Raw genomic sequence first — 20,774 nt, 5'->3', positions numbered from 1 at the left:
GCTGCGCCGGAGTCAGTCAGCGATGCAGCCGGTCAGCTTTTCTCCCGGTCTCCGGAAATACAATTTCTGTATTCTCGCGGCGTGACTTTAAAATATTGTTTAAAAGCACGGGTAAAATTCTTTGGATTATCATATCCTACCATCAATGAGATCTCATAGGTTTTGAACTTCACATCATTTAATAATTGGGCCGCTCGTTCCATCCTGCACCGGGTTAAATAGTCTGAAAATGTGGACTGTGTTATTTTATGGAATAACTTTGAAAAATAACCGGGGCTCAGATGAACGTATACGGCAGTATTTTCCAGAGAGGCATCACACAAATGATTTTCTACATATTCTTTTGCCATTGCAATGAGCTTCTGATGATACGTGTTGTCTGCTTCGCCAGCCGAATCCACCGAAGGATCGTCTGTATTCTCAAGCAGGTCTTTGATCCGCAGCATTGCGGCGGTGAGTTCTTCATACTTGATTGGCTTTAAAAGAAAATCATGTACCTTATACCGGATTGCCTGCCTTGCATAGTCAAAATGCTTATATCCAGTGAGAATTACAACCTCGATGGGATTTTTATTTTCCCGGAGCATCCGGATCAAATCAAGGCCGGAAATGTTCGGAAGGCGGATATCGGTTAAAAGAATATCCGCATGCTCTGCAGACAGATAGTGAAAGGCATCCTGCCCGTTGGAAAAAGCGGCAGCCACATGAATCCCCAGGGAATCCCATGGAAAAAGATGGACAAGGCATTCGCGGATATTCGATTCATCTTCCACAATCACTAAGTTCAGCAACCTGCTCCCTCCCTCGTTTATGACATAAAAAGAGTAGAAATATTAAAAAATGATACTTATGGGAATCATATTATCATAATGTCAGAATAAATGTCAAGAAATGTACCTGGAACGAAAAATGTGTTTATGTTAGTTTGGTTATATCAAAAACAGACAGACGAAAAAGGAGGAACATTACTATGAAAAGAAAGTGTCTTGCAAGGCTGCTGTGCGCAGCACTGGTCACTGCATCTGTTTTTACAGTCCCGGGATGCGGTACTGCCGGACAGGAAGCAAAAAAGGAAGAACAGACTGCTGAAAGTTCAGATGAGAAAATCAAACTCCGGTTCATGTGGTGGGGAGATGATGTTCGGCATCAGGCCACGCTGGATGTCATAGAGCAGTATGAGAAGGAGCATCCCAATGTGACAATTGAAGCAGAGTACGGAGGCTATGACGGATATTTTGAAAAACTGACTACCCAGCTTTCAGGAGGGACTGTGGCGGACATCATTCAGTACAATGCGAATACGGTTTCAGATCTGATGGCCATCGGAGATGTGTTTGTGAATCTGGAGGATTACGCAGACGTGCTGGATACATCCGATTTCAACCAGGAGTTTATCAAGAATTTTTCCTATTATGACGGAAAAATGATTGCGGTACCGACCGGGATCAACGGCGGAATCTGGCTTGCCAATACTGCGTTATTCGAAGAAGCGGATGTGGATGCAGAAGAGATCCGGACATGGGATGATTTTATAGAAGCCGGAAAAGCGATCCATCAGGCCAATGAGTCCTGTTATCTGTTTAACATTGACATTGAGACTCTTGGAAAAGAATTGCTGGGTTCCATCATGGCGCAGATCACCGGAGAAGATCTGGTGAATAAAGATACTATGGAAATGAATTTTACAAAAGAAGACCTGCAGAGGGCATTTACCCTGATCCATGAAATGTATGCGAATGATGTGATTGAACCTGCGGCAGACAGCGCGCCTTATGCATTAAAACTGAATACAAATCCAAAATGGATCAATCATGAGCTGGCAGTTGTTTACGGCGCCACATCCAATATATTTGAAGGATATTATGATTTTCAGGAGACCGCGGCAGCACTGAGTATGCCGGAATTTGAAGACGCCGAGGAATCCGGAATCCTGTATATACCGCCTCAGATGCTGGCTGTTTCCTCGAAATGCGAGCATCCGGAGGTGGCGGCGGATTTCCTGAATTATTTTTATAATGATGAGACAGCCATCAATACCCTGAAGACCTGCCGTTCTGTTCCCCCTACAGAGAAAGGACAGAAGATCTGTGAGGAAAAGGGATATGCGGACCCGGTGCTTGTATCCGCAATTACGAAAGCAGGGGAAACGGGTACGATCCATCAAAACCTTTACACTCCCACAGAGGTGGTGGAAATCCTCCAGGACGCGGTAGAGAAAATTGCGTACGACCAGGGAGATGTGGAGAGTATAACAAATGATGCAATGAGCCTTCTGGAAGAAACTCTTGGACGCCTGCAGAAATAAAAAACAATAAGCAGCTTTTCAGAATACGAACAAACACAGGAGGGCTGGCAGAACTGCCAATCCTCCGGAAAGCAGGAAGATGACGCTATGAAAAGGACGAGGAGAACGCTTGGAGAGGCGGAAGGATATCTGTATATTCTTCCGTGGATGATTGGATTTCTGATGTTTCAATTGATCCCGCTGGTAAATTCATTTCGGTATTCTTTGACGAATATTAAACTGGGAGGGGAATATCGGTTTATCGGCCTGGAAAACTACATAAGAATGTTTACGGCAGACACGGATTTGTTTCATTCCATGTGGGTGACTATCAAATATATTGTGATGGTGGTTCCGGCAAAATTGATATTTGCTTTGATTGTGGCTTTGATATTAAGTATGAAAATAAAAGGAATCCGGGTGTTCCGCACGATGTATTATCTTCCGTCGATTTTAGGAGGAAGCGTTGCGATTTCCGCGTTGTGGCGGGTGATGTTTATGAAAACCGGAATCATCAACCACCTTCTGGGAACAGAGGTGAACTGGCTCGGAGACCCGAAATATGCGCTGTTCACCATCGGGCTGATTGACATCTGGCAATTCGGCTCATCCATGGTTCTGTTTTTCGCGGCGTTAAAGCAGGTTCCCCGGGATCTGTATGAGGCGGCCCAAATTGACGGGGCGGGGAAAGTAAGAGTATTTTTTAAAATTACATTCCCGATGATCAGCCCGGTCATGCTGTTTAATATTGTGATGCAGACGATCAACGCATTGCAGAATTATACATCCGCCTATGTGGTGACAGGAGGCGGCCCGCTGAAGTCCACCAATATCATGGCGCTGAAAATATACCAGGATGCGTTTGTAAAATCAGACCTTGGGTATGCGAGCGCACAATCCTGGTTGCTGTTTGTATGTTTACTGGGTCTGAGCGGACTGATTTTTCTGACCTCAAAATACTGGGTATTTTATGGGGATGAAGGAGGGCGATGAGAATGAAAAAGAAAAGGGTGATGCACTGGATCTCCTTCCTGCTCATCACTGGAATCGGAATCTGCATGATTTATCCATTGGTATGGATGTTTTTCGCGTCATTTAAGACAAATCATGAGATCAACCTTGCGGCGCGGCTGCTGCCGGAAAGCTTTGACTGGTCCGGGTTCATCAAAGGGTGGCAATCCTCCGGACAGTATACGTTTACAGATTTCTTTCTCAATACGTTTATGCTGGTGATACCGACCGTATTGTTTACCGTGATCTCCTGTACCGTCACTGCCTACGGATTTGCCAGATTTTCCTTCAGAGGAAATAAACTGCTGTTCGGAGTGATGCTGTCTACCCTGATGGTGCCGAACGCCGTGCTGATCATACCCAGATATCTGCTGTTCCGTGACTTCGGATGGCTGGACAGCTATATGCCGTTCTGGATGCCGGCGCTGTTTGCCTGTTATCCGTTTTTTATCTACCAGGAAGTACAGTTTTTGAGAGGGATTCCGAGAGAACTGGATGAAGCGGCGAAAATAGACGGGTGCAATTCCTTTCAGATTTTCATTCGGATTCTGCTGCCGATTTTGAAACCGTCCATGATATCCGTATGTATTTTTCAGACAATCTGGGTATGGAATGATTTTATGAATCCGTTGATTTACATAAACAGCGTCTCGAAGTATCCGCTGTCGCTTGCATTGAGAATGGGGCTGGATGTGGCCGCATCGACAAACTGGAATGAAATTATGTCCATGGCATGCGTCTCGATCCTGCCTCTGGTCATTTTGTTTTTCTGTCTGCAAAAATATTTTGTGGAGGGGATTGCGTCATCCGGGCTGAAAGGATGATCAGAATTGTTACCAATAAACCGATTACATAGAAGGAGTAAATCAGTATGGGAAATTATACATTTCGAGCAATGGAAATCCATGATTTTACACAGATCTGGAATCTGGATGAGATCAGGAGACGTTTGGACTTTATGGTGAAAAACCATATGAACGCGATGGTGTTTCACGAACCCGGAATTGAAGATAAAATTGTATTTCCGGCGAAATTTTTAGGAGGGACAGGCAATCCAAAAAGCTATTATGACGCATTTTTGGAAGTAGACCACCCGATTCTGAATCATGCCCTGCGGGAAAACCTGAACCTGAACAGGAGGGACTACATCAACCATGTGATCCAGGAAGCAAAAGAAGCCGGGGTTGATATTTATTTCGAGAATAAAGAACTATGGTTTTCGGATTTTGTACTGAAATATAAAAAAGAATTGATGCAGCCGGACGGAACCATCTGTCCCAGCGATCCATTCTGGCATGAAGAATTTTTGCCGTACAAATACAAGGAACTGTTCCTGGCGCTGCCGGACCTTGCGGGAATCGTTTGCTCCATCGGAACCGGAGAAGCAAGGCTTGCGATCAGCAATACATTTGCCTGCGGGTGTGAGAGGTGTAAAAATCTGGATCCTGTAGAATGGTACAAAAATATGATCATGGCCATGTATCAGCCGTTTCAGGAAGCCGGGAAAAAATTGATCATAAGAGATTTCATTTATACGAAGGCAGAACAGGAGCGGTTTCAGAAGGCATTTACAGATATGCCGGAGGAGATCGTGCTGTCCCTGAAGAATACGCCTCATGATTTTTATCCCACGTTTCCGGATAATCCGCTGATGGGCCATGTGGGCAGTCATCCGCAGATTACAGAGTACGATGTAAACGGGCAGTTTTTCGGATGGGGAGTCCAGCCGTCGGCAATGCTTTCAGATATCAGGAGAAGGCTTCGATATGGAAAGGAACACCAGGTGACGGGATTTTTGGCGAGAACCGACTGGGAGGGCGTTCAGGACTGGACCTGCTTTGACAATCTGAATATGGTAAACCTGTACGCCATTGCCGCATATGCAGAGCAGGAGGAGATCAGCGAGGAGGAAATTTATCTGCGCTGGCTGCAGGGGGAGCACTTGATCAGCGACAGGCTGAGCCCGGGAGAATTGAAAAAATGTGTATGCGCTGTAAAAGAAATTATGGACGCCACATGGCCCATCGTCGAAAAGACGAATTTTGTAAACGGATGTCTGTTTTCCAATGATAGCTGCATGCATCTGACTCCGGAGCAGTTTACCTTCATCGGCGGGACGCACCACAGCCTGAGTGAATGGGACCCGGATAAGAAAGATGCCCTGGAAATGTCCCCGGAAAATATCGGAAGAATCATCGCCGATAAGGAAGAAGCTTATGAGCAGTGTGAAAAGCTGGTGGATCGGGTGGAAGCAGGAAATATGGGACTGACAGCAGAAGCCTATGAGAAAATGAAAATGCATTTTTCGTTTATGCGCTGGTATGTACGGGGATTCCGGCTTACAGCCAGGGGATATTGCTTCGGAAGATACGTCGCTGAAAAGAATACAACGGATATTCTGGCCGAAGGGAAAACAGCCGCAGAGCTGCTCTTGAATACGATCCGGGAGCTGGAAGAGTACCGGGAAGGTCTCATGGAGACGTCATTTATCAAGGAATATCCGTTTGATGCACAGTTAAATCCGGAAAGGGTGGAATTTTATACAAATGCATTGAAAAGAATGCTTAGAGAGGGAAAGAAGGTGGAGTCTGTTGAAAATTGATCGGAAGCATTTCCGGGATCAGGTCATGGGATGCTGGCTGGGGAAAAATGCGGGCGGAACCCTGGGAGAGCCCCTGGAAGAAAAATTCGGCAGAAAGGAAATGTTTCATGTGGACTGGTATCCGTCTCTGCCGGAAGGAGGAATCCCGAATGACGACCTGGAGCTTCAGCTCATCTGGCTCCAGCAGCTGCAGAAAAAAGGGCCGGGATTGACGGCGGCGGATCTGACGGAGGCATGGAAGGATTGTGTGGCGTATAATTTTGATGAGTACGGACTCTGCAAAGAAAATATGCAGAAGGGATTGATGCCGCCGGTATGCGGCTGGCATAATAACGCTTTCCGGGATTGCATGGGAAGCCCCATCCGATCGGAAATTTGGGCCTGCATTGCCCCGGGATGTCCGGAAATCGCGGCATGGTATGCATTTCAGGACGGGATTGTAGATCATGGCGGAGGGGAATCTGTTTATGGAGAGATTTTTAACGCGGTTCTGGAATCCTGCGCGTTTGTAAACGGGGATAAATTCGTACTGCTGGAAACGGCTCTGGCTTCCATCCCTTCTACGTGTACAACGTATCAATGTGTGAAGCAAAGCATTGACAATTACCATGCAGGCATGGGATATGAGGAGAATCGGAACGATTTGGCGGAACGTTTTTATCATCCCGTGGCACAGTATTCCCCGCTGAATCTGGGATTTCAAACGATCGGATGGCTGTATGGGGAGGATTTCGGCGATGCGCTCTGCAAGGCTGTGAACTGCGGATGGGATACCGACTGTACAGCGGCCACATTGGGAGCGATCCTGGGGATCATCGGCGGAGCCTCTTCTCTGCCGGAAAAGTGGATCGCCCCCTTGGGCTATGAAATCGCCACCAATATGGCCAACGGAGGGATTCGGAATCTGACAGCGCCTACAGACATCAGAGAATTGACAGAGGCAGTCTGTACAGAGGCGGAGCGTGTCATTTCGTATTGGGGAAAAGAGGTTTGGTTTTCTGATGACGGAATTGCGGAAAAAGAAGAAAAACCTGCGGCGCCGGAGCTGAAATTCCTGGAAAAGTATGCGGCGGACAGTCTCGTCTATTCTATGGGCGGATTGAAAGAAACCGTGCGGTACGAATCGGATGCGGCGATTCTGGGAAACCGCAGTTCCAAAATATGCGTGACGCTGGAAAATCCCCACCCCATCGAAAAGGAAATCCGGATTGCTCTGGAACTGCCGGAAGGCTTCAATGCCCCGCAGGCAGGAGAACGAACCCTACGGTTAAAGGCAAACGAAAAAGCGGAAACAGAATATATCATTCAGGCAGAGTCAGGGCGGATTCAGGAGTCAAATCTCTGCTGGTTGAAAATGAAGATAAAGGGAGAACCGGCCGTTCCCGCGATTCCTGTTGTATTGCTGGGAGGAAACCGCTGGATGATCTCCGGATGTTATCCGGACAAAACCATCGAAGATGACTGCGGCCTGGATGAGCATGCATGGTTTGTGCGTCCTCCGGAAGGCTTTACAGAACAATGGAACGGGGGAAATGATCTGCAGACAGGGAAACATTTCCAGGAAAAGGGCGTTGTATATGCATTGCACCAGCTTTATTCGGAGGAAGAAAAGGCGGTCGTCCTGGGAGTGCCGAATAACGGGTATATGAAGTTATATCTGAATGGAGAACTGATCCATACAACGGTTCAAAAAACAGCTTTGCGGCCCAATCTTGGGAACGGCGGGGCGCTGGGCGACCTTTCGAATTATAAAGTGACAAAATTGCTGAAGGGCTGGAACCAGATCCTGATCAAACTTCAGGCGGAGGAACTGCCCCAGGAGGCTCATTTTACGATCGGAGGAATGAGTACTGTGTGTGTAAAAAATCATGGCATGCCGGTACTGGGGCTTTCCAGAACCCGGTTTTTATGGGAGGTTTCATAGAGTGAACAGATGGATAGAAAACCGTATATAAAACCATATATAAGACCCGGATATCTTTCTCAGGTGATACGTGCGGACGAGAGAAGGATGGAGTTTGACTGCAGGAATCAGATTGTCGTACAGAAGGAATGCCCGGTAGACATCGTATTTATCGGGGATTCAATCATACAGATGTGGGAATTGTCCGCATATTTTCATCAATTCCCGCTGCGGATTTTGAACCGGGGAATCGGAGGGGACAGAACCGCTTCGCTTCTTCACCGTTTTCGGGCAGACGCGGTTCAATTGAAACCGAAAATGGTCGTTATGATGGCCGGAATCAACGATGCATGGGATCTGGAGTTTGACAATTGGAAACAGGAGCAGGGAAGAGATTTGGAGGAAATTTTAGAGGAGGCGTTCTCTAATATGGAAGGGATTCTTCAAATTGCGTCAAAGGAAGCGTTCCAAACCGTATTGTGCTCGATTTTGCCGACGTGCATGGATTGGACGAATCATGAGCAGGAACGTAAGCGTTATGTGCAGCTTTATAACAGGGGGCTGAAAAGTCTGGCTGAAACATATGAGGCGCATTTCGTGGATTTTTATCCGGCATTTACAGAAAAAGACGGCTGCTCCTTAAAGCGTGAGTGGAGCCTGGAAGGACTGCATCCCAATGTATTCGGGTATGATAAAATGGCTGAGATTTTGAAGCAGGAAGTGGATTTCGGCCGGTCAGGAACTATTAAGGATTCACTGTATACCTGACGCAGGATGTGGATAAGAGCGAGAGAAACTTTCGCTTTATCCACATCTTTTTTTAAAAATGAGCAGAAACAATTCCCACCTGTACGGTTTGATATTCTGACAATAAAAGCAATACATCTAAATTGCTAAACTATCTGACAACTTTTCTAAATTTCTATATTTACAAATCCCCAAAAGTGTTGTATATTAAAAAACGTAATATACCAGTTTACAACAGCAGAGTGTCAAAGCGTCGCTGCTCTCCATAACGATACCCGCACTTTCACCAGGATGCCTGCATCCGCTGACAGCGTACCGTATCGCACAGCTTTCCGCTTTTCCACCCTGTCCAAAAATCACATCAATGCAGAAAGGACATCCATCATGAATATTCAATCAGCAAGCCCACACCCCGGTCTGTACCGTCCCCAGTTTGAGCATGACAACTGCGGAATCGGCGCGGTGGTGAACATCAAGGGCATCAAGAGCCATGACACCGTGGCAAACGCCCTGAAGATCGTAGAGAATCTTGAACATAGAGCAGGCAAGGACGCCGAGGGTAAGACTGGAGACGGAGTTGGAATCTTGTTGCAGATTTCACACCGGTTTTTCTCCAAGGTCTGTACACCCCTCGGTTTTTCTTTGCCCAAAGAGCGGGATTATGGAGTGGGGATGTTCTTCTTCCCCCAGGATGAATTAAAGCGCAACCAGGCGAAAAAAATCTTCGAGGTCATCGTAGCCAAGGAAGGCTTGCGCTTCCTCGGCTGGCGCCAGGTTCCCATCCGCCCGGAGGTGCTTGGAAAAAAAGCCGTAGAATGCATGCCCTGCATCATGCAGGCATTCATCGAACGCCCCCGCAAGGCAGAACAGGGACTGCCCTTTGACCGCCGCCTGTACGTGGCCCGCCGGATCTTTGAGCAGAGCAGCGACGACACCTATGTTGTCTCACTCTCCAGCCGGACCATTGTCTACAAGGGCATGTTCCTGGTAGGACAGCTTCGTCTCTTCTTCGAAGACCTGCAGGACAAAGATTACGAATCCGCCATCGCCATGGTTCATTCCCGGTTCAGCACCAACACCAATCCAAGCTGGGAGCGGGCCCATCCGAACCGGTTCATGGTACACAACGGGGAGATCAACACCATCCTGGGAAATGCGGACAAGATGCGGGCAAGGGAAGAAACCATGTCCTCCGAATATCTGAAAGGGGAACTGCACAAGGTTCTTCCAGCCATCAATACCTCCGGCTCGGATTCCGCCATGCTGGACAACGCGCTGGAATTTATGGTCATGAGCGGTATGGAGCTGCCTCTGGCCGTGATGATCTCCATTCCGGAGCCCTGGGAAAACAACCGCAGCATGAGCCAGGATAAAAAAGATTTCTACCATTATTATGCCACCATGATGGAACCATGGGACGGCCCGGCCTCCATCCTCTTTTCCGACGGGGACTGCATGGGGGCGGTGCTGGATCGAAACGGCCTGCGCCCGTCCCGGTACTATATCACGGACGACGGCCAGCTGATTCTCTCCTCCGAGGTGGGCGTGCTGGATATCGACCCCACCCGCATCGTGGCCAAGGAGCGGATTCATCCGGGCAAAATGCTGCTGGTGGATACCATTGCCGGCAAGGTCATCGACGACGAGGAGCTAAAGGCCCGCTATGCAGATGAAGAGCCCTACGGGGAGTGGCTGGACAGCAACCTGATCCATTTGAACGACTTGAAGATCCCAAACCAGGAGGTGCCGATCTATTCCAGGGAGGAATGCACTCGGCTGCAGAAGGCATTCGGCTACACCTACGAGGAGGTCAAGACGTCCATATTGAATATGGCGAAAACCGGGGCGGAAGGCATTTCGGCTATGGGAATCGATATGCCCCTGGCTGTGCTTTCCCAGAAAAACCAGCCTTTGTTCGGGTATTTCAAACAGCGTTTCGCCCAGGTGACCAATCCGCCCATCGACGCCATCCGGGAGGAAGTGGTGACCTCCGCCACGATCTATGTGGGGAAGGATGGTAACCTTCTGGAGAAAAAAGAAGAAAACTGCAAAATGCTGGAAGTGAGCAACCCTATCCTGACCAATACGGATCTGCTGAAAATAAAACACATGAAAGTGGACGGCTTCCAGGTGGCGGAGATTCCGATCACCTATTATAAGAATACCAGCCTGGAAAAATCCATGGAATACCTGTTCATCGAAGTGGACCGTGTCATACGGGAGGGGGCCAACATCCTGATCCTGTCCGACCGGGAGGTGGATGAGTACCATGTGGCGATCCCGTCATTGCTTGCCATCTCCGGCCTACAGCAGCATCTGGTACGGACCAAGAAACGGACCTCGGTGGCCATGATCCTGGAATCCGGGGAGCCTAGGGAGGTGCATCATTTTGCCACCCTGCTGGGATACGGAGCCTGCGCCATCAACCCCTACCTGGCCCACGAATCCATCCGCCAGCTCATTGATTCCCGGCTGCTCCACAAGGATTATTATGCGGCTGTCAATGACTACAACCGGGCGGCCCTCCACGGGATCATCAAGATCGCGTCCAAGATGGGGATTTCCACGATCCAGTCCTACCAGGGGGCGAAGATCTTTGAGGCCATCGGCCTGAAAACCGAATTTATAGACCAGTATTTTACCGACACGGTGAGCCGTGTGGGCGGCATCGGTATCGAGGAGATTGCCGGAGATTACATTGCCTTCCATTCCCAGGCGTTTGACCCGCTGGGTCTGGAGGTGGATATGACCCTGGACAGCGTAGGAAAACACAAGTCCAAGAGCGGCGGGGAGGAGCACCTGTACAATCCCCAGACCATCCACATGCTGCAGCAGTCCACAAAGCGGGGCAGCTACGACATGTTCAAACAGTATACCCGGATGGTGGACGCGGAAGGGGAGAAGATCAACCTCCGGGGCCAGTTGGATTTTGCATGGCCTGAAAAAAGCATTCCCATCGAAGAGGTGGAGCCTGTGGACGCGATCGTGACCCGGTTCAAGACCGGAGCCATGTCCTACGGTTCCATTTCCCAGGAGGCCCATGAGACATTGGCCATTGCCATGAACCAGATCCATGGAAAATCCAACAGCGGCGAGGGCGGAGAGGACATGGAGCGGCTGGATACCAACCGGTGCTCCGCCATTAAGCAGGTGGCTTCCGGCCGGTTCGGCGTGACTTCCCGGTATCTGGTCAGCGCAAGGGAGATTCAGATCAAGATGGCACAGGGGGCCAAGCCCGGGGAAGGCGGCCATCTGCCGGGCGGAAAGGTGTATCCGTGGATCGCAAAGACCCGTCATTCCACGCCCGGGGTGAGCCTGATTTCCCCGCCGCCCCACCACGATATTTATTCCATTGAAGATCTGGCGCAGCTCATTTATGACTGCAAAAACGCCAACAAAGACGCCAGGATTTCCGTGAAACTGGTTTCCGAGGCCGGGGTCGGCACCGTGGCGGCCGGCGTGGCGAAGGCCGGGGCAGGCGTGATCCTGATCTCCGGATATGACGGCGGTACCGGGGCAGCCCCCAGAAGTTCCATCCAGAATGCCGGACTTCCCTGGGAACTGGGGCTTGCGGAAACCCACCAGACCCTGATTCAGAACGGCCTTCGGGAACGGGTGCGCATCGAGACCGACGGAAAGCTGATGAGCGGCCGGGACGTGGCCATTGCGGCCATCTTAGGCGCCGAGGAATTTGGCTTTGCCACGGCTCCGCTGGTGACCATGGGCTGCGTCATGATGCGGGTGTGCAACCTGGACACCTGCCCGGTGGGCGTGGCAACCCAGAATCCGGAGCTTCGGAAGCGTTTCGCGGGAAAACCGGAATACGTGGTGAATTTCATGAAATTTATTGCCCAGGAGCTGCGGGAATACATGGCAAAATTGGGCGTGCGCACCGTGGACGAACTGGTGGGCAGGACCGACCTTCTGAAAGTAAAGGACGTTCCGGTTTCCGACCGGGCGGCCGCGCTGGATCTGAGAAATGTACTGTATAACCCCTATGCAGGGAAAAAGAAGGGCATGATCTTCAATCCGAAAAAAGTCTTTGACTTCGAGCTGGAAAAGACCTTGGATGAGCGGGTACTTGTAAAACAGTTCCTTCCGGCCCTGGAAAAGAAGCAGAAGAAGAGCATGGAACTGGACGTGACCAACATCAACCGGACCTTCGGCACCATCTTCGGTTCCGAGATCACCCGGAGATATCCGGAAGGACTGCCCGAGGATACCTATGTGATCAAGTGCAGGGGCGCAGGCGGCCAGAGCTTCGGCGCGTTTATTCCCCGGGGACTGACACTGGAGCTGACCGGGGACAGCAACGATTATTTCGGAAAAGGGCTTTCCGGCGGCAAGCTGATCGTATGCCCGCCCCAGGGAATCCAGTTTAAGCCTAATGAAAATATCATCATCGGAAATGTGGCCTTCTACGGTGCCACCAGCGGAAAGGCATTTATCAACGGCGTGGCGGGAGAGCGGTTCTGCGTCCGTAACTCCGGAGCCATGGCCGTGGTGGAAGGCGTGGGCGACCACGGCTGCGAGTACATGACCGGAGGCCGGGTGGTGATCTTAGGCACTACGGGCAAGAACTTCGCGGCCGGCATGAGCGGCGGGATCGCCTATGTGCTGGATCTGGACAGCGACCTGTACAAGAAGGTCAACAAGTCTATGGTGAAGATCGAGCGGGTGTCCGACAAATACGACGTGCAGGAACTGAAAAGCATGATCAAGGAGCATGTGGCATACACCAACTCCGGGATCGGAAAAGAAATCCTGGATCATTTTAAGGATTACCTGCCGAAGTTCAAGAAGATCATCCCCGAGGATTACGAGAAGATGATGTCCGCCATCCTGCAGATGGAGGAAAAGGGATTAAGCGCAGAGCAGGCGAAGATCGAAGCATTCAACCAGATCAAGAATGGAAGATAGGAGGCGGAAAGAGTGGGAAAACCAACAGGATTTATGGATTATAAAAGACAGGACAAAACAGCAGAAGCGCCGGAGAGCAGAATCCGGCATTTTCAGGAATTTCACACGCCTCTTTCCAGGGAGGAGCAGGAAATCCAGGGGGCCCGGTGTATGGCCTGCGGCGTGCCCTTCTGCCAGTCCGGCCAGATGTTAAACGGCATGGCAAGCGGATGCCCGCTTCATAATCTGGTGCCGGAGTGGAATGATTTGATCTACAACGGCAACTGGGAGGAAGCTTACCGCCGGCTCATCAAGACCAACAATTTCCCGGAATTTACCTCCCGGGTGTGCCCGGCACTGTGTGAAAATGCCTGCACCTGCGGTCTTCATGAGGAGCCGGTGTCCACCAAGGCCAATGAGTACGGCATCATTGAAAATGCTTACGAAAAGGGATACGCCCATGCCCGCCCGCCGAAAGTGCGGACCGGAAAAAAGGTGGCGGTCATCGGCTCCGGCCCATCCGGCCTGGCTGCGGCGGACCAGTTAAACCGTCGGGGCCACCTGGTGACGGTCTACGAGCGGGAGGACAAAGCCGGGGGCCTGCTCCGGTACGGCATTCCCAACATGAAGCTGGAAAAACAGATCATTGACCGGAAGATTTCCATATTGGAGGCGGAAGGGGTGGTATTCAAAACCGGCTGCGACGTAGGAAAAGACGTGAAGGCCGCGGCCATCCTGAAAGAGTATGACCGGGTGGTGCTGGCCTGCGGGGCTTCCAATCCCAGGGACATCAAGGTGCCAGGCCGGGACGCGGCAGGAATCCATTTCGCGGTGGATTTCCTGAAATCCACCACAAAGGCGCTCTGGGCCAATGAGATGAAATTAAAAGATGGCCGGTACATTTCCGCAAAGGGAAAGCGGGTCATGGTCATCGGCGGCGGGGATACCGGCAACGACTGTGTGGGTACGGCTATCCGTCATGGTGCGAAGTCCGTGCTGCAGTTGGAGATGATGCCCAAAGCGCCGGATCAGCGGGCCTGGGATAATCCCTGGCCGGAGTGGCCCAAGATATGCAAGACGGATTACGGGCAGCAGGAAGCCATCGCCCTGTTCGGCCGTGATCCCCGGGTGTATACCACCACGGTGAAGGAATTTATCAAGGACAAGAAGGGGAATGTCTGCAAGGCGGTCCTGGTGAAGCTGGAGCCGAAGAAGGATGAAAAGACCGGGCGCATGGTGATGACGGAGATGGCCGGAAGCGAATATACGGTAGAGGTGGATCTGGTGCTTATTGCGGCCGGATTTCTGGGCGGTGAAAGCTATGTGGCCAAGGCATTCGGCGTGGAGCAGGATGGCCGGACCAACGTGAAGACCGCTCCGGGGGAATACCAGACCAATGTGAAAAATGTGTTTGCTGCCGGGGACATGCACCGGGGGCAGTCTCTTGTCGTGTGGGCCATAAGGGAAGGGAGAGAGGCCGCCCGGGAAGTGGACTTGAGCTTGATGGGGTATACGAATCTGTCGGTGCAGTGAAGTAAAGCTGAAATTTTATGAAAACAGGGCTGACGAGAAATGGCATATAAGTTCCTTTTCGTTAGTCCTGTTTTTCTCACTTGACGGAAGTTCGGCAAACGCTTATGATAGTAAAGGACTGCCCGGGGAAACAGGTGCAAATCCTGTACGAGCCCGTCGCCGTGAGGCATAAAACAGCCCCGGCCCGCCAGACAGACAGCGGGCCGCAGCGAAATACAGACTGCTGACCTGATATACAGGCACGTTTTTGGGAATGCATTTTCCGGAAAAAGGATGTGCCGCTATACATACCTGAACGCCACAATTCAGGGAAAAGCCATTGGAATCTGTGATTCGAACAGGAGCCGGAAAGGGAAAAGAGCTCTTTCGGCAGGCGAATCATCAATCTGAGAAGGCCGGTCAGGAACTGCCGCAGCATAAACTGTGCGAAGGCACAGAAGCTTTAGAATCTGCGGCAGCCCTTTTGCAGCCATGCCGAGTCGAAATATCCGGACAGGACGATCCTCACGCAATATAAAGCCGCGGGCGCCGGCTGACGGAGGAAATACAAATTAAAGGAGAATTGAAGTTATGCGAAAGAAATGCATGAGAAAACAATGGTCATTCTTCCTTTGCATCGTGCTGATTGTGGCTATGGCACTGTCTGCAGTGGGTTGTAATGGCGGCAAGGAAAATCAGTCAAAGGGTGGCTCTGCCGCGGAGCAGCAGACGGAATCGGATGCAGAAAACGGGAATTTGGACGAACCAAAGGGTGAAGATTCGGATGGGGCGAAGAACGAAAATCCGAATGAAACGGACAGTGAGGCCGCGGACGATGACCAGGCAGATACCGAGGGCAATGTACTGGGAGAGGGCGAGACACAGTTTCCCTTCACCGTAGTGAACCAGGAAGGGGAGGAAACCCTGTTTGAGATCCATACGGACAAAGAAACCGTCGGGGAAGCGCTGCAGGATGTGGGACTGATCGAAGGCGAAGAAGGGGAGTACGGCCTGTTTGTCAAGACAGTCAACGGCATTACGGCGGACTATGACAAGGACGGCGTTTACTGGGCATTTTATGTCAACGGAGAATACGCGGCGGAAGGTGTGGATTCCACGAAGATTACGGAAGGAGACGCCTACGCTTTTAAGGTGGAATAAACGTGAAGCCGACAACAAGGGAAATTACCATATTTGCGATGCTGGGCGCGGTGATGTACGCGTCCAAGCTCCTGATGGAGGTAGCGCCCAACATCCACCTGCTGGGCGTATTTACCATCGCCTTTACGGTAGTCTATCGAAAAAAGGCATTGTATCCTATCTATATATATGTAATTTTAAACGGGATTTTCAGCGGTTTTGCGGTCTGGTGGGTTCCGTACCTCTATGTGTGGACCGTGCTCTGGGGCGCGGTCATGCTCCTTCCAAAGCATCTGCCGAAAAAAATCCGCGCTCTCGTATATATGGCGGTATGCGCCGGCCACGGTTTCCTGTTCGGGACGCTGTACGCGCCGGCACAGGCGCTTCTGTTTGGGATGAGTTTTCAGGGGATGGTATCCTGGATCATAGCGGGGCTGCCCTTTGATTTCATACACGGCGTCAGCAATTTTTTCTGCGGAATCCTGATCGTGCCGGTGATTACGGCATTGCGGCTGGCGGAGGGGAGCGTAGCGGAGGGCATGGATTAGAGGCCGCGTACTATGGGTGCTTCAGGTACTGTGTATAAAGTTGGCAGGTATCAATAATGAGACCTTGTCAACTTTTTTCTTTACTGTAGGAACAAAATATTACAAAAATGTTAAAAGGGTATTGCAAATTCTCCGGATATACTTTATAATACCCCGTTTTCGACACTTTGAAAATTTAAAAACTCCGATAATCCTTATAAATACTGGGATTGCCGGAGTTTTCTTTGGCAAAAAATGTTGTATGTAATCGCTATCCTAAAATTTTTTTTATTTTTTTATTCAGTTCCGTTGGTTTGTAATGAAGTCTATCCAAATCTAAAGATGTTAATTGGTTCAGTGCATCAAGTGCTTTGCTGCCATTGTAGAGTGCCATATACTCGACATCATGTATATTCGTTACATTCATGTTTTTCAATGTGGTGATCAGATTCTCCGGAGTGACATGTGTCCCCTGATCATCCAGCCTGGCCTCAAGCAAGCGATATACCAGCAATGCCGTATAGCATATCAGAAAGTGCGCCCTGATACGATTCGGCAATCGATGGTTTACAGGTCTTCCGGTGAAATTCGTTTTCATGATCCTGAAACAATCCTCTATCTGATATCTCTTGTGTGAAACTGCCAGAATTTCCTTGGCCGGGTCACAAAGGTTTGTTGCTGCGGCATAATATCCGTCATATTTCTCTTCTTCTGCAATCTTCGATTCGTCGAGAACATATTCAATGGTTGCGTTTTCGCCAGATTTTGTATGAGCGACCCGCTTCAAAAATCGTTTTACATCATTTGGCCCTTTTTTTATTTCTTCCGGATCTTTTTTCTCTAACAGCTTTCGTGCACGTTCGATTTGGCGGTCACGTACAGTTCTCTGATATTCCATCATTTTTCTTGAAAACGTTATGATCAGGCGCTGTTTGAGAGTGCCGGTTGCTTTCACGCGTTTGACTTTGCCATTTTTTAATATTTTTTCTTCGTACAGCCCAAGATCAATGACCTTATCTGCAAGGACTACCTTATACGCGAAATCATTATATAGTTTCAGGTTTTCTTTCTTGTGTCTGTCAAAGCCCTTCATATCTTCTATTTTTATCAAGGTGTCGTTGGACAGCAGCCGGTAATCGCAGTCATTGAATACCGCTTGTTTGAGTGCATTACTAAGTTTTTTGATGGACTGGGTCACAATAAAGGCCCGGCCCCCCATACTGTTAAATTTGCGGATGTTATAGGAACCCAGGCCGGCATCCGCACAATAAATGAATTTGGAACCATCTATCATTTTAAGGACTTCTTTTTCTAAAGGGATTGCCGTAAGCTGTTCACTGGTATTACCGGAATGGAGGCACATGGTGATGGGAATGCCCCTGCTGTCCATGAAAAGTCCCATCTCTACAATCGGGTTCGGGCGGTGTTCTTTGCTCAGGCCATATTTTCTCAATCCATGGATCACCTCACCGGTCACTTCATCCACGATATCTTCGTCGGGCTGTTCGCACTCGAAGTAGAAATTCGTACAGTCATAATAAAGGACAGAAGTATCACGTTTGACGATCGAATTGCTATACTTAAAAAGCCACATCAGGTAATCGTCATAATTATTTTCTAAAAGATCCATAAACCGGAGGATGTGCTGGTAATCGAAATCCGGCTGCTCGTAGTAGGAATCCCGGCGGTTCCAGGTGGCAAGCTTAGAGCTGGGATCCAGGATTCTCGCGTAGGTAAGGAAACGTGAGATTGTAAAACAGTCATATGTAACTCTCCGGGTGTCCGTTTTCTGGCGAAAGAATTCTTTAAGGCTGAGATGTTTCATAATATTCTGAAGAAAGAAATATCCGATGTTGACCCAGTTGGAGGAAGAGGCTTCAAGCTCTGTAGATTTCACCTTTTCGTTAAAATCGGCAGTCAGATTAAAAGTGACTTTACCAACGCGGTACTCTTCATTCATTTTTCTGATTTCTTCTCTGACATATGCTTCCGGATCATCTGTTATTTTGAGAAGTTCAGAATGCTTCCCGAAGTTTTTGACATTTCGAGTGGTAGTTTTTTTCCCATTTCGGATTCCCTGCTGTGCGTAATAGGTAGGATCCTTGAGACGTTTATCAAAGTAAAGCTTCATAAGAACATCACCTCAAAAACATTATATCACAAACATACAGCACATACAACATAAAAATAAGAAAAATTTGACAAAAAAATACGCCTACAATAAGGCTTTAGAACAATTTTTCATACTTGAAACTGTCGAAAACCCGTGAGTTTTCAGGGGATGGTATCCTGGATCATAGCGGGGCTGCCCTTTGATTTCATACACGGCGTCAGCAATTTTTTCTGCGGAATCCTGATCGTGCCGGTGATTACGGCATTGCGGCTGGCGGAGGGGAGCGTAGCGGAGGGCATGGATTAGAGGCCGCGTACTATGGGTGCTTCAGGTACTGTGTATAAAGTTGGCAGGTATCAATAATGAGACCTTGTCAACTTTTTTCTTTACTGTAGGAACAAAATATTACAAAAATGTTAAAAGGGTATTGCAAATTCTCCGGATATACTTTATAATACGACTGTATCATTAAAAATTGATAATGTCATTGGAATCATTCTGTCAAAATTTTTTAAAAAAGATTGAAAAAGGATGATTGATGTTGTATAATGATATTTATATGTGGGGACATATAAATAATTAAATATTAATAAGGAAAGGTGACAAGATGAAATTTAAAAGAGTACGCAGTCTGTTGCTGGCAATCGCGTTGGCTTGTTCCATGGTTGTCACTCCGGCATTTCCTGCCAATGCTTCGCCTGAAGAGGAGAAGCAGGCAAATCTGGAGAATCAGAAAGCAGCAGTTGAAGGTGAAGTAAATGATTTACAGACGCAGTTAAATACACTGATGATCAAGATGAATGAACTGGAGGGGCAGTTGATCGTCAAAGGTCAGGAGTTAGTGCAGGCGCAGCAGGATCTGGCGGTTGCTGAGGAGAAGAAGCAGCAGCAGTACGAAGATATGAAGCTGCGTATCAAGTACATGTATGAAGAAGGTGACAGTACCGCGCTGGAGCGTGTTATAACTTCCGGAAGCATGGCAGAAGCGCTCAAGCAGGGTGAATACGTAGAAAAAGTACATACTTACGACAGGGAGAAGCTTCAGGAGTATGCGCAGACAGTTTCAGAAGTAGAAGATCTGAAAGTTACTCTGGAAGAGGAGACCGTTACCCTGAAGAATATAGAAGCAGAGTATCAGGTGCAGTCCAGCGAACTCTCTACTACAATCGAATCCAAGCGCGCGGAGGTTGAGAATCTGGATGAGATGATCCAGATCGCTGCCCAGGAAGCAGAAGCGGCACGTATCCGTGCGGCAGAGGAAGCAGCGGCTGCAGCCCGTGCGGCAGAAGCAGAGAGAGCACGTGCAGCGGCCCGTGCGGCACAGACACCGGCTTCACAGCCGACAACGACACAGACAACACCGGATACTCCGGCAGCAGATCATACGGACACCAATACAACAGGTGAGGGTGAGAACACACCAGGAGAAGAGAATCAGGAGAATACCACGGATACACCGGTTGTAGAAGATACAACGACCACCACTCCGGAACCAAGCTATGATGTGTTTACAGGCAATTCTATCGTAGACCGTGCATACGGCTGGGTGGGCAATGCAGAATATGTATGGGGGGCTTGTTCCCCGGGAGCATTTGACTGTTCCGGTTTTGTAAGCTATTGTCTGACAGGCAGCTATTCCCGTCTGGGAACTACATATACGTTCCTTGCGTGGCCGAAGGTTTCAGATCCGCAGCCTGGTGATGTATGTGTCAACGCAGGACACTGCGGGATCTACATCGGTGGAGGCCAGATGATTCATGCGGCGACAGAAGGCGTAGGCGTTGTTGTCGGTCCTGTACAGGCTGGCATGATCTATGTGCGGTACTAAAGAAAATTTCATCATATAGATACAAAAGAAGTTTATAAGATACAAAAGAATCATTAAGTACAATAGAACCATAAAAGTACAAAGGAATTATATAAGTACATAAGAATTATAAAGTACAAAAGAAGTACAAAAGAAAAGGAATCCCTGTTCTGCATATACAGTCAGGGATTCTTTTTGCAGCAAAAGCGGGTCAAACTCTTTTGAAATC

At 49.1% G+C, this 20,774-nt stretch carries 14 protein-coding genes; 12 read left to right on the top strand and 2 right to left on the bottom strand.

The window, feature by feature from the left end; genetic code table 11:
- Window positions 1–32 precede the first annotated feature (32 nt).
- Window positions 33–791, bottom strand: a complete 759-nt coding sequence (locus tag EBB54_RS13815; protein ID WP_125127838.1) for a response regulator transcription factor — start codon at window positions 789–791, stop codon at window positions 33–35.
- A gap of 179 nt (window positions 792–970) precedes the next feature.
- Between EBB54_RS13815 and EBB54_RS13810 the strand changes: the two genes are divergently transcribed.
- From EBB54_RS13810 to EBB54_RS13765, 10 genes are all read left to right on the top strand, one after another.
- Window positions 971–2,305 (top strand): ABC transporter substrate-binding protein, encoded by a 1,335-nt coding sequence (locus EBB54_RS13810; RefSeq protein ID WP_125127837.1) that lies wholly within the window; start codon window positions 971–973, stop codon window positions 2,303–2,305.
- Between the two features lie 87 nt (window positions 2,306–2,392).
- On the top strand, window positions 2,393–3,277 hold the full coding sequence (locus EBB54_RS13805; RefSeq protein ID WP_125127836.1) for a carbohydrate ABC transporter permease: 885 nt from the start codon (window positions 2,393–2,395) through the stop codon (window positions 3,275–3,277).
- A 2-nt stretch (window positions 3,278–3,279) separates the two neighbouring features.
- Window positions 3,280–4,119, top strand: coding sequence for a carbohydrate ABC transporter permease (locus EBB54_RS13800; RefSeq protein ID WP_125127835.1), 840 nt, complete (start codon window positions 3,280–3,282; stop codon window positions 4,117–4,119).
- 47 nt (window positions 4,120–4,166) lie between these two features.
- On the top strand, window positions 4,167–5,897 hold the full coding sequence (locus EBB54_RS13795; protein ID WP_125127834.1) for a hypothetical protein: 1,731 nt from the start codon (window positions 4,167–4,169) through the stop codon (window positions 5,895–5,897).
- Entirely contained in the window at window positions 5,887–7,821 is a 1,935-nt protein-coding gene (locus EBB54_RS13790; RefSeq protein ID WP_125127833.1) for an ADP-ribosylglycohydrolase family protein, read from the top strand. The genes EBB54_RS13795 and EBB54_RS13790 overlap by 11 nt, the downstream gene beginning before the upstream one ends.
- 63 nt (window positions 7,822–7,884) lie before the next feature.
- Complete coding sequence (locus EBB54_RS13785; RefSeq protein ID WP_162307134.1) at window positions 7,885–8,568, top strand: SGNH/GDSL hydrolase family protein; 684 nt, start codon at window positions 7,885–7,887, stop codon at window positions 8,566–8,568.
- Window positions 8,569–8,931: 363 nt separating this feature from the next.
- Window positions 8,932–13,467: a glutamate synthase large subunit gene (gene gltB / locus EBB54_RS13780; protein ID WP_125127831.1), complete on the top strand. Its 4,536-nt coding sequence runs from the start codon at window positions 8,932–8,934 to the stop codon at window positions 13,465–13,467.
- A 12-nt stretch (window positions 13,468–13,479) separates the two neighbouring features.
- Window positions 13,480–14,979 (top strand): glutamate synthase subunit beta, encoded by a 1,500-nt coding sequence (locus EBB54_RS13775; RefSeq protein WP_125127830.1) that lies wholly within the window; start codon window positions 13,480–13,482, stop codon window positions 14,977–14,979.
- 570 nt (window positions 14,980–15,549) lie between these two features.
- Entirely contained in the window at window positions 15,550–16,119 is a 570-nt protein-coding gene (locus tag EBB54_RS13770) for a DUF4430 domain-containing protein (RefSeq protein WP_125127829.1), read from the top strand.
- 2 nt (window positions 16,120–16,121) lie between these two features.
- Window positions 16,122–16,646, top strand: a complete 525-nt coding sequence (locus EBB54_RS13765) for a hypothetical protein (protein WP_125127828.1) — start codon at window positions 16,122–16,124, stop codon at window positions 16,644–16,646.
- 250 nt (window positions 16,647–16,896) lie between these two features.
- Here the strand turns inward: EBB54_RS13765 and EBB54_RS13760 are convergent, their stop codons facing one another.
- Window positions 16,897–18,756 carry an IS1634 family transposase gene (locus EBB54_RS13760; RefSeq protein ID WP_125127827.1) on the bottom strand — a complete coding sequence of 620 codons (1,860 nt, stop codon included), beginning with the start codon at window positions 18,754–18,756 and terminating at the stop codon, window positions 16,897–16,899.
- A gap of 135 nt (window positions 18,757–18,891) precedes the next feature.
- Here EBB54_RS13760 and EBB54_RS30550 point away from each other — a divergent pair, with 135 nt between their 5' ends.
- Both EBB54_RS30550 and EBB54_RS13755 read left to right on the top strand, forming a co-directional pair.
- Window positions 18,892–19,044, top strand: coding sequence for a hypothetical protein (locus tag EBB54_RS30550; protein ID WP_243127665.1), 153 nt, complete (start codon window positions 18,892–18,894; stop codon window positions 19,042–19,044).
- 301 nt (window positions 19,045–19,345) lie between these two features.
- Window positions 19,346–20,566: a coiled-coil domain-containing protein gene (locus EBB54_RS13755; RefSeq protein ID WP_004073773.1), complete on the top strand. Its 1,221-nt coding sequence runs from the start codon at window positions 19,346–19,348 to the stop codon at window positions 20,564–20,566.
- The last annotated feature ends 208 nt before the right edge of the window (window positions 20,567–20,774 follow it).

It is taken from the genome of Schaedlerella arabinosiphila, assembly GCF_003885045.1.
GTDB lineage: Bacteria > Bacillota > Clostridia > Lachnospirales > Lachnospiraceae > Schaedlerella > Schaedlerella arabinosiphila.
This window is presented reverse-complemented; position numbering and strand designations above follow the sequence as displayed.

Bases quoted from the DNA above. Each gene is read 5' to 3' on its own strand.
- EBB54_RS13760 (WP_125127827.1), bottom strand. From the start codon at position 18,756: ATGAAGCTTTACTTTGATAAACGTCTCAAGGATCCTACCTATTACGCA.
- EBB54_RS13810 (WP_125127837.1), top strand. From the start codon at position 971: ATGAAAAGAAAGTGTCTTGCAAGGCTGCTGTGCGCAGCACTGGTCACT.
- EBB54_RS13755 (WP_004073773.1), top strand. From the start codon at position 19,346: ATGAAATTTAAAAGAGTACGCAGTCTGTTGCTGGCAATCGCGTTGGCT.
- EBB54_RS13800 (WP_125127835.1), top strand. From the start codon at position 3,280: ATGAAAAAGAAAAGGGTGATGCACTGGATCTCCTTCCTGCTCATCACT.
- EBB54_RS13805 (WP_125127836.1), top strand. From the start codon at position 2,393: ATGAAAAGGACGAGGAGAACGCTTGGAGAGGCGGAAGGATATCTGTAT.
- EBB54_RS13770 (WP_125127829.1), top strand. From the start codon at position 15,550: ATGCGAAAGAAATGCATGAGAAAACAATGGTCATTCTTCCTTTGCATC.
- gltB (WP_125127831.1), top strand. From the start codon at position 8,932: ATGAATATTCAATCAGCAAGCCCACACCCCGGTCTGTACCGTCCCCAG.
- EBB54_RS13795 (WP_125127834.1), top strand. From the start codon at position 4,167: ATGGGAAATTATACATTTCGAGCAATGGAAATCCATGATTTTACACAG.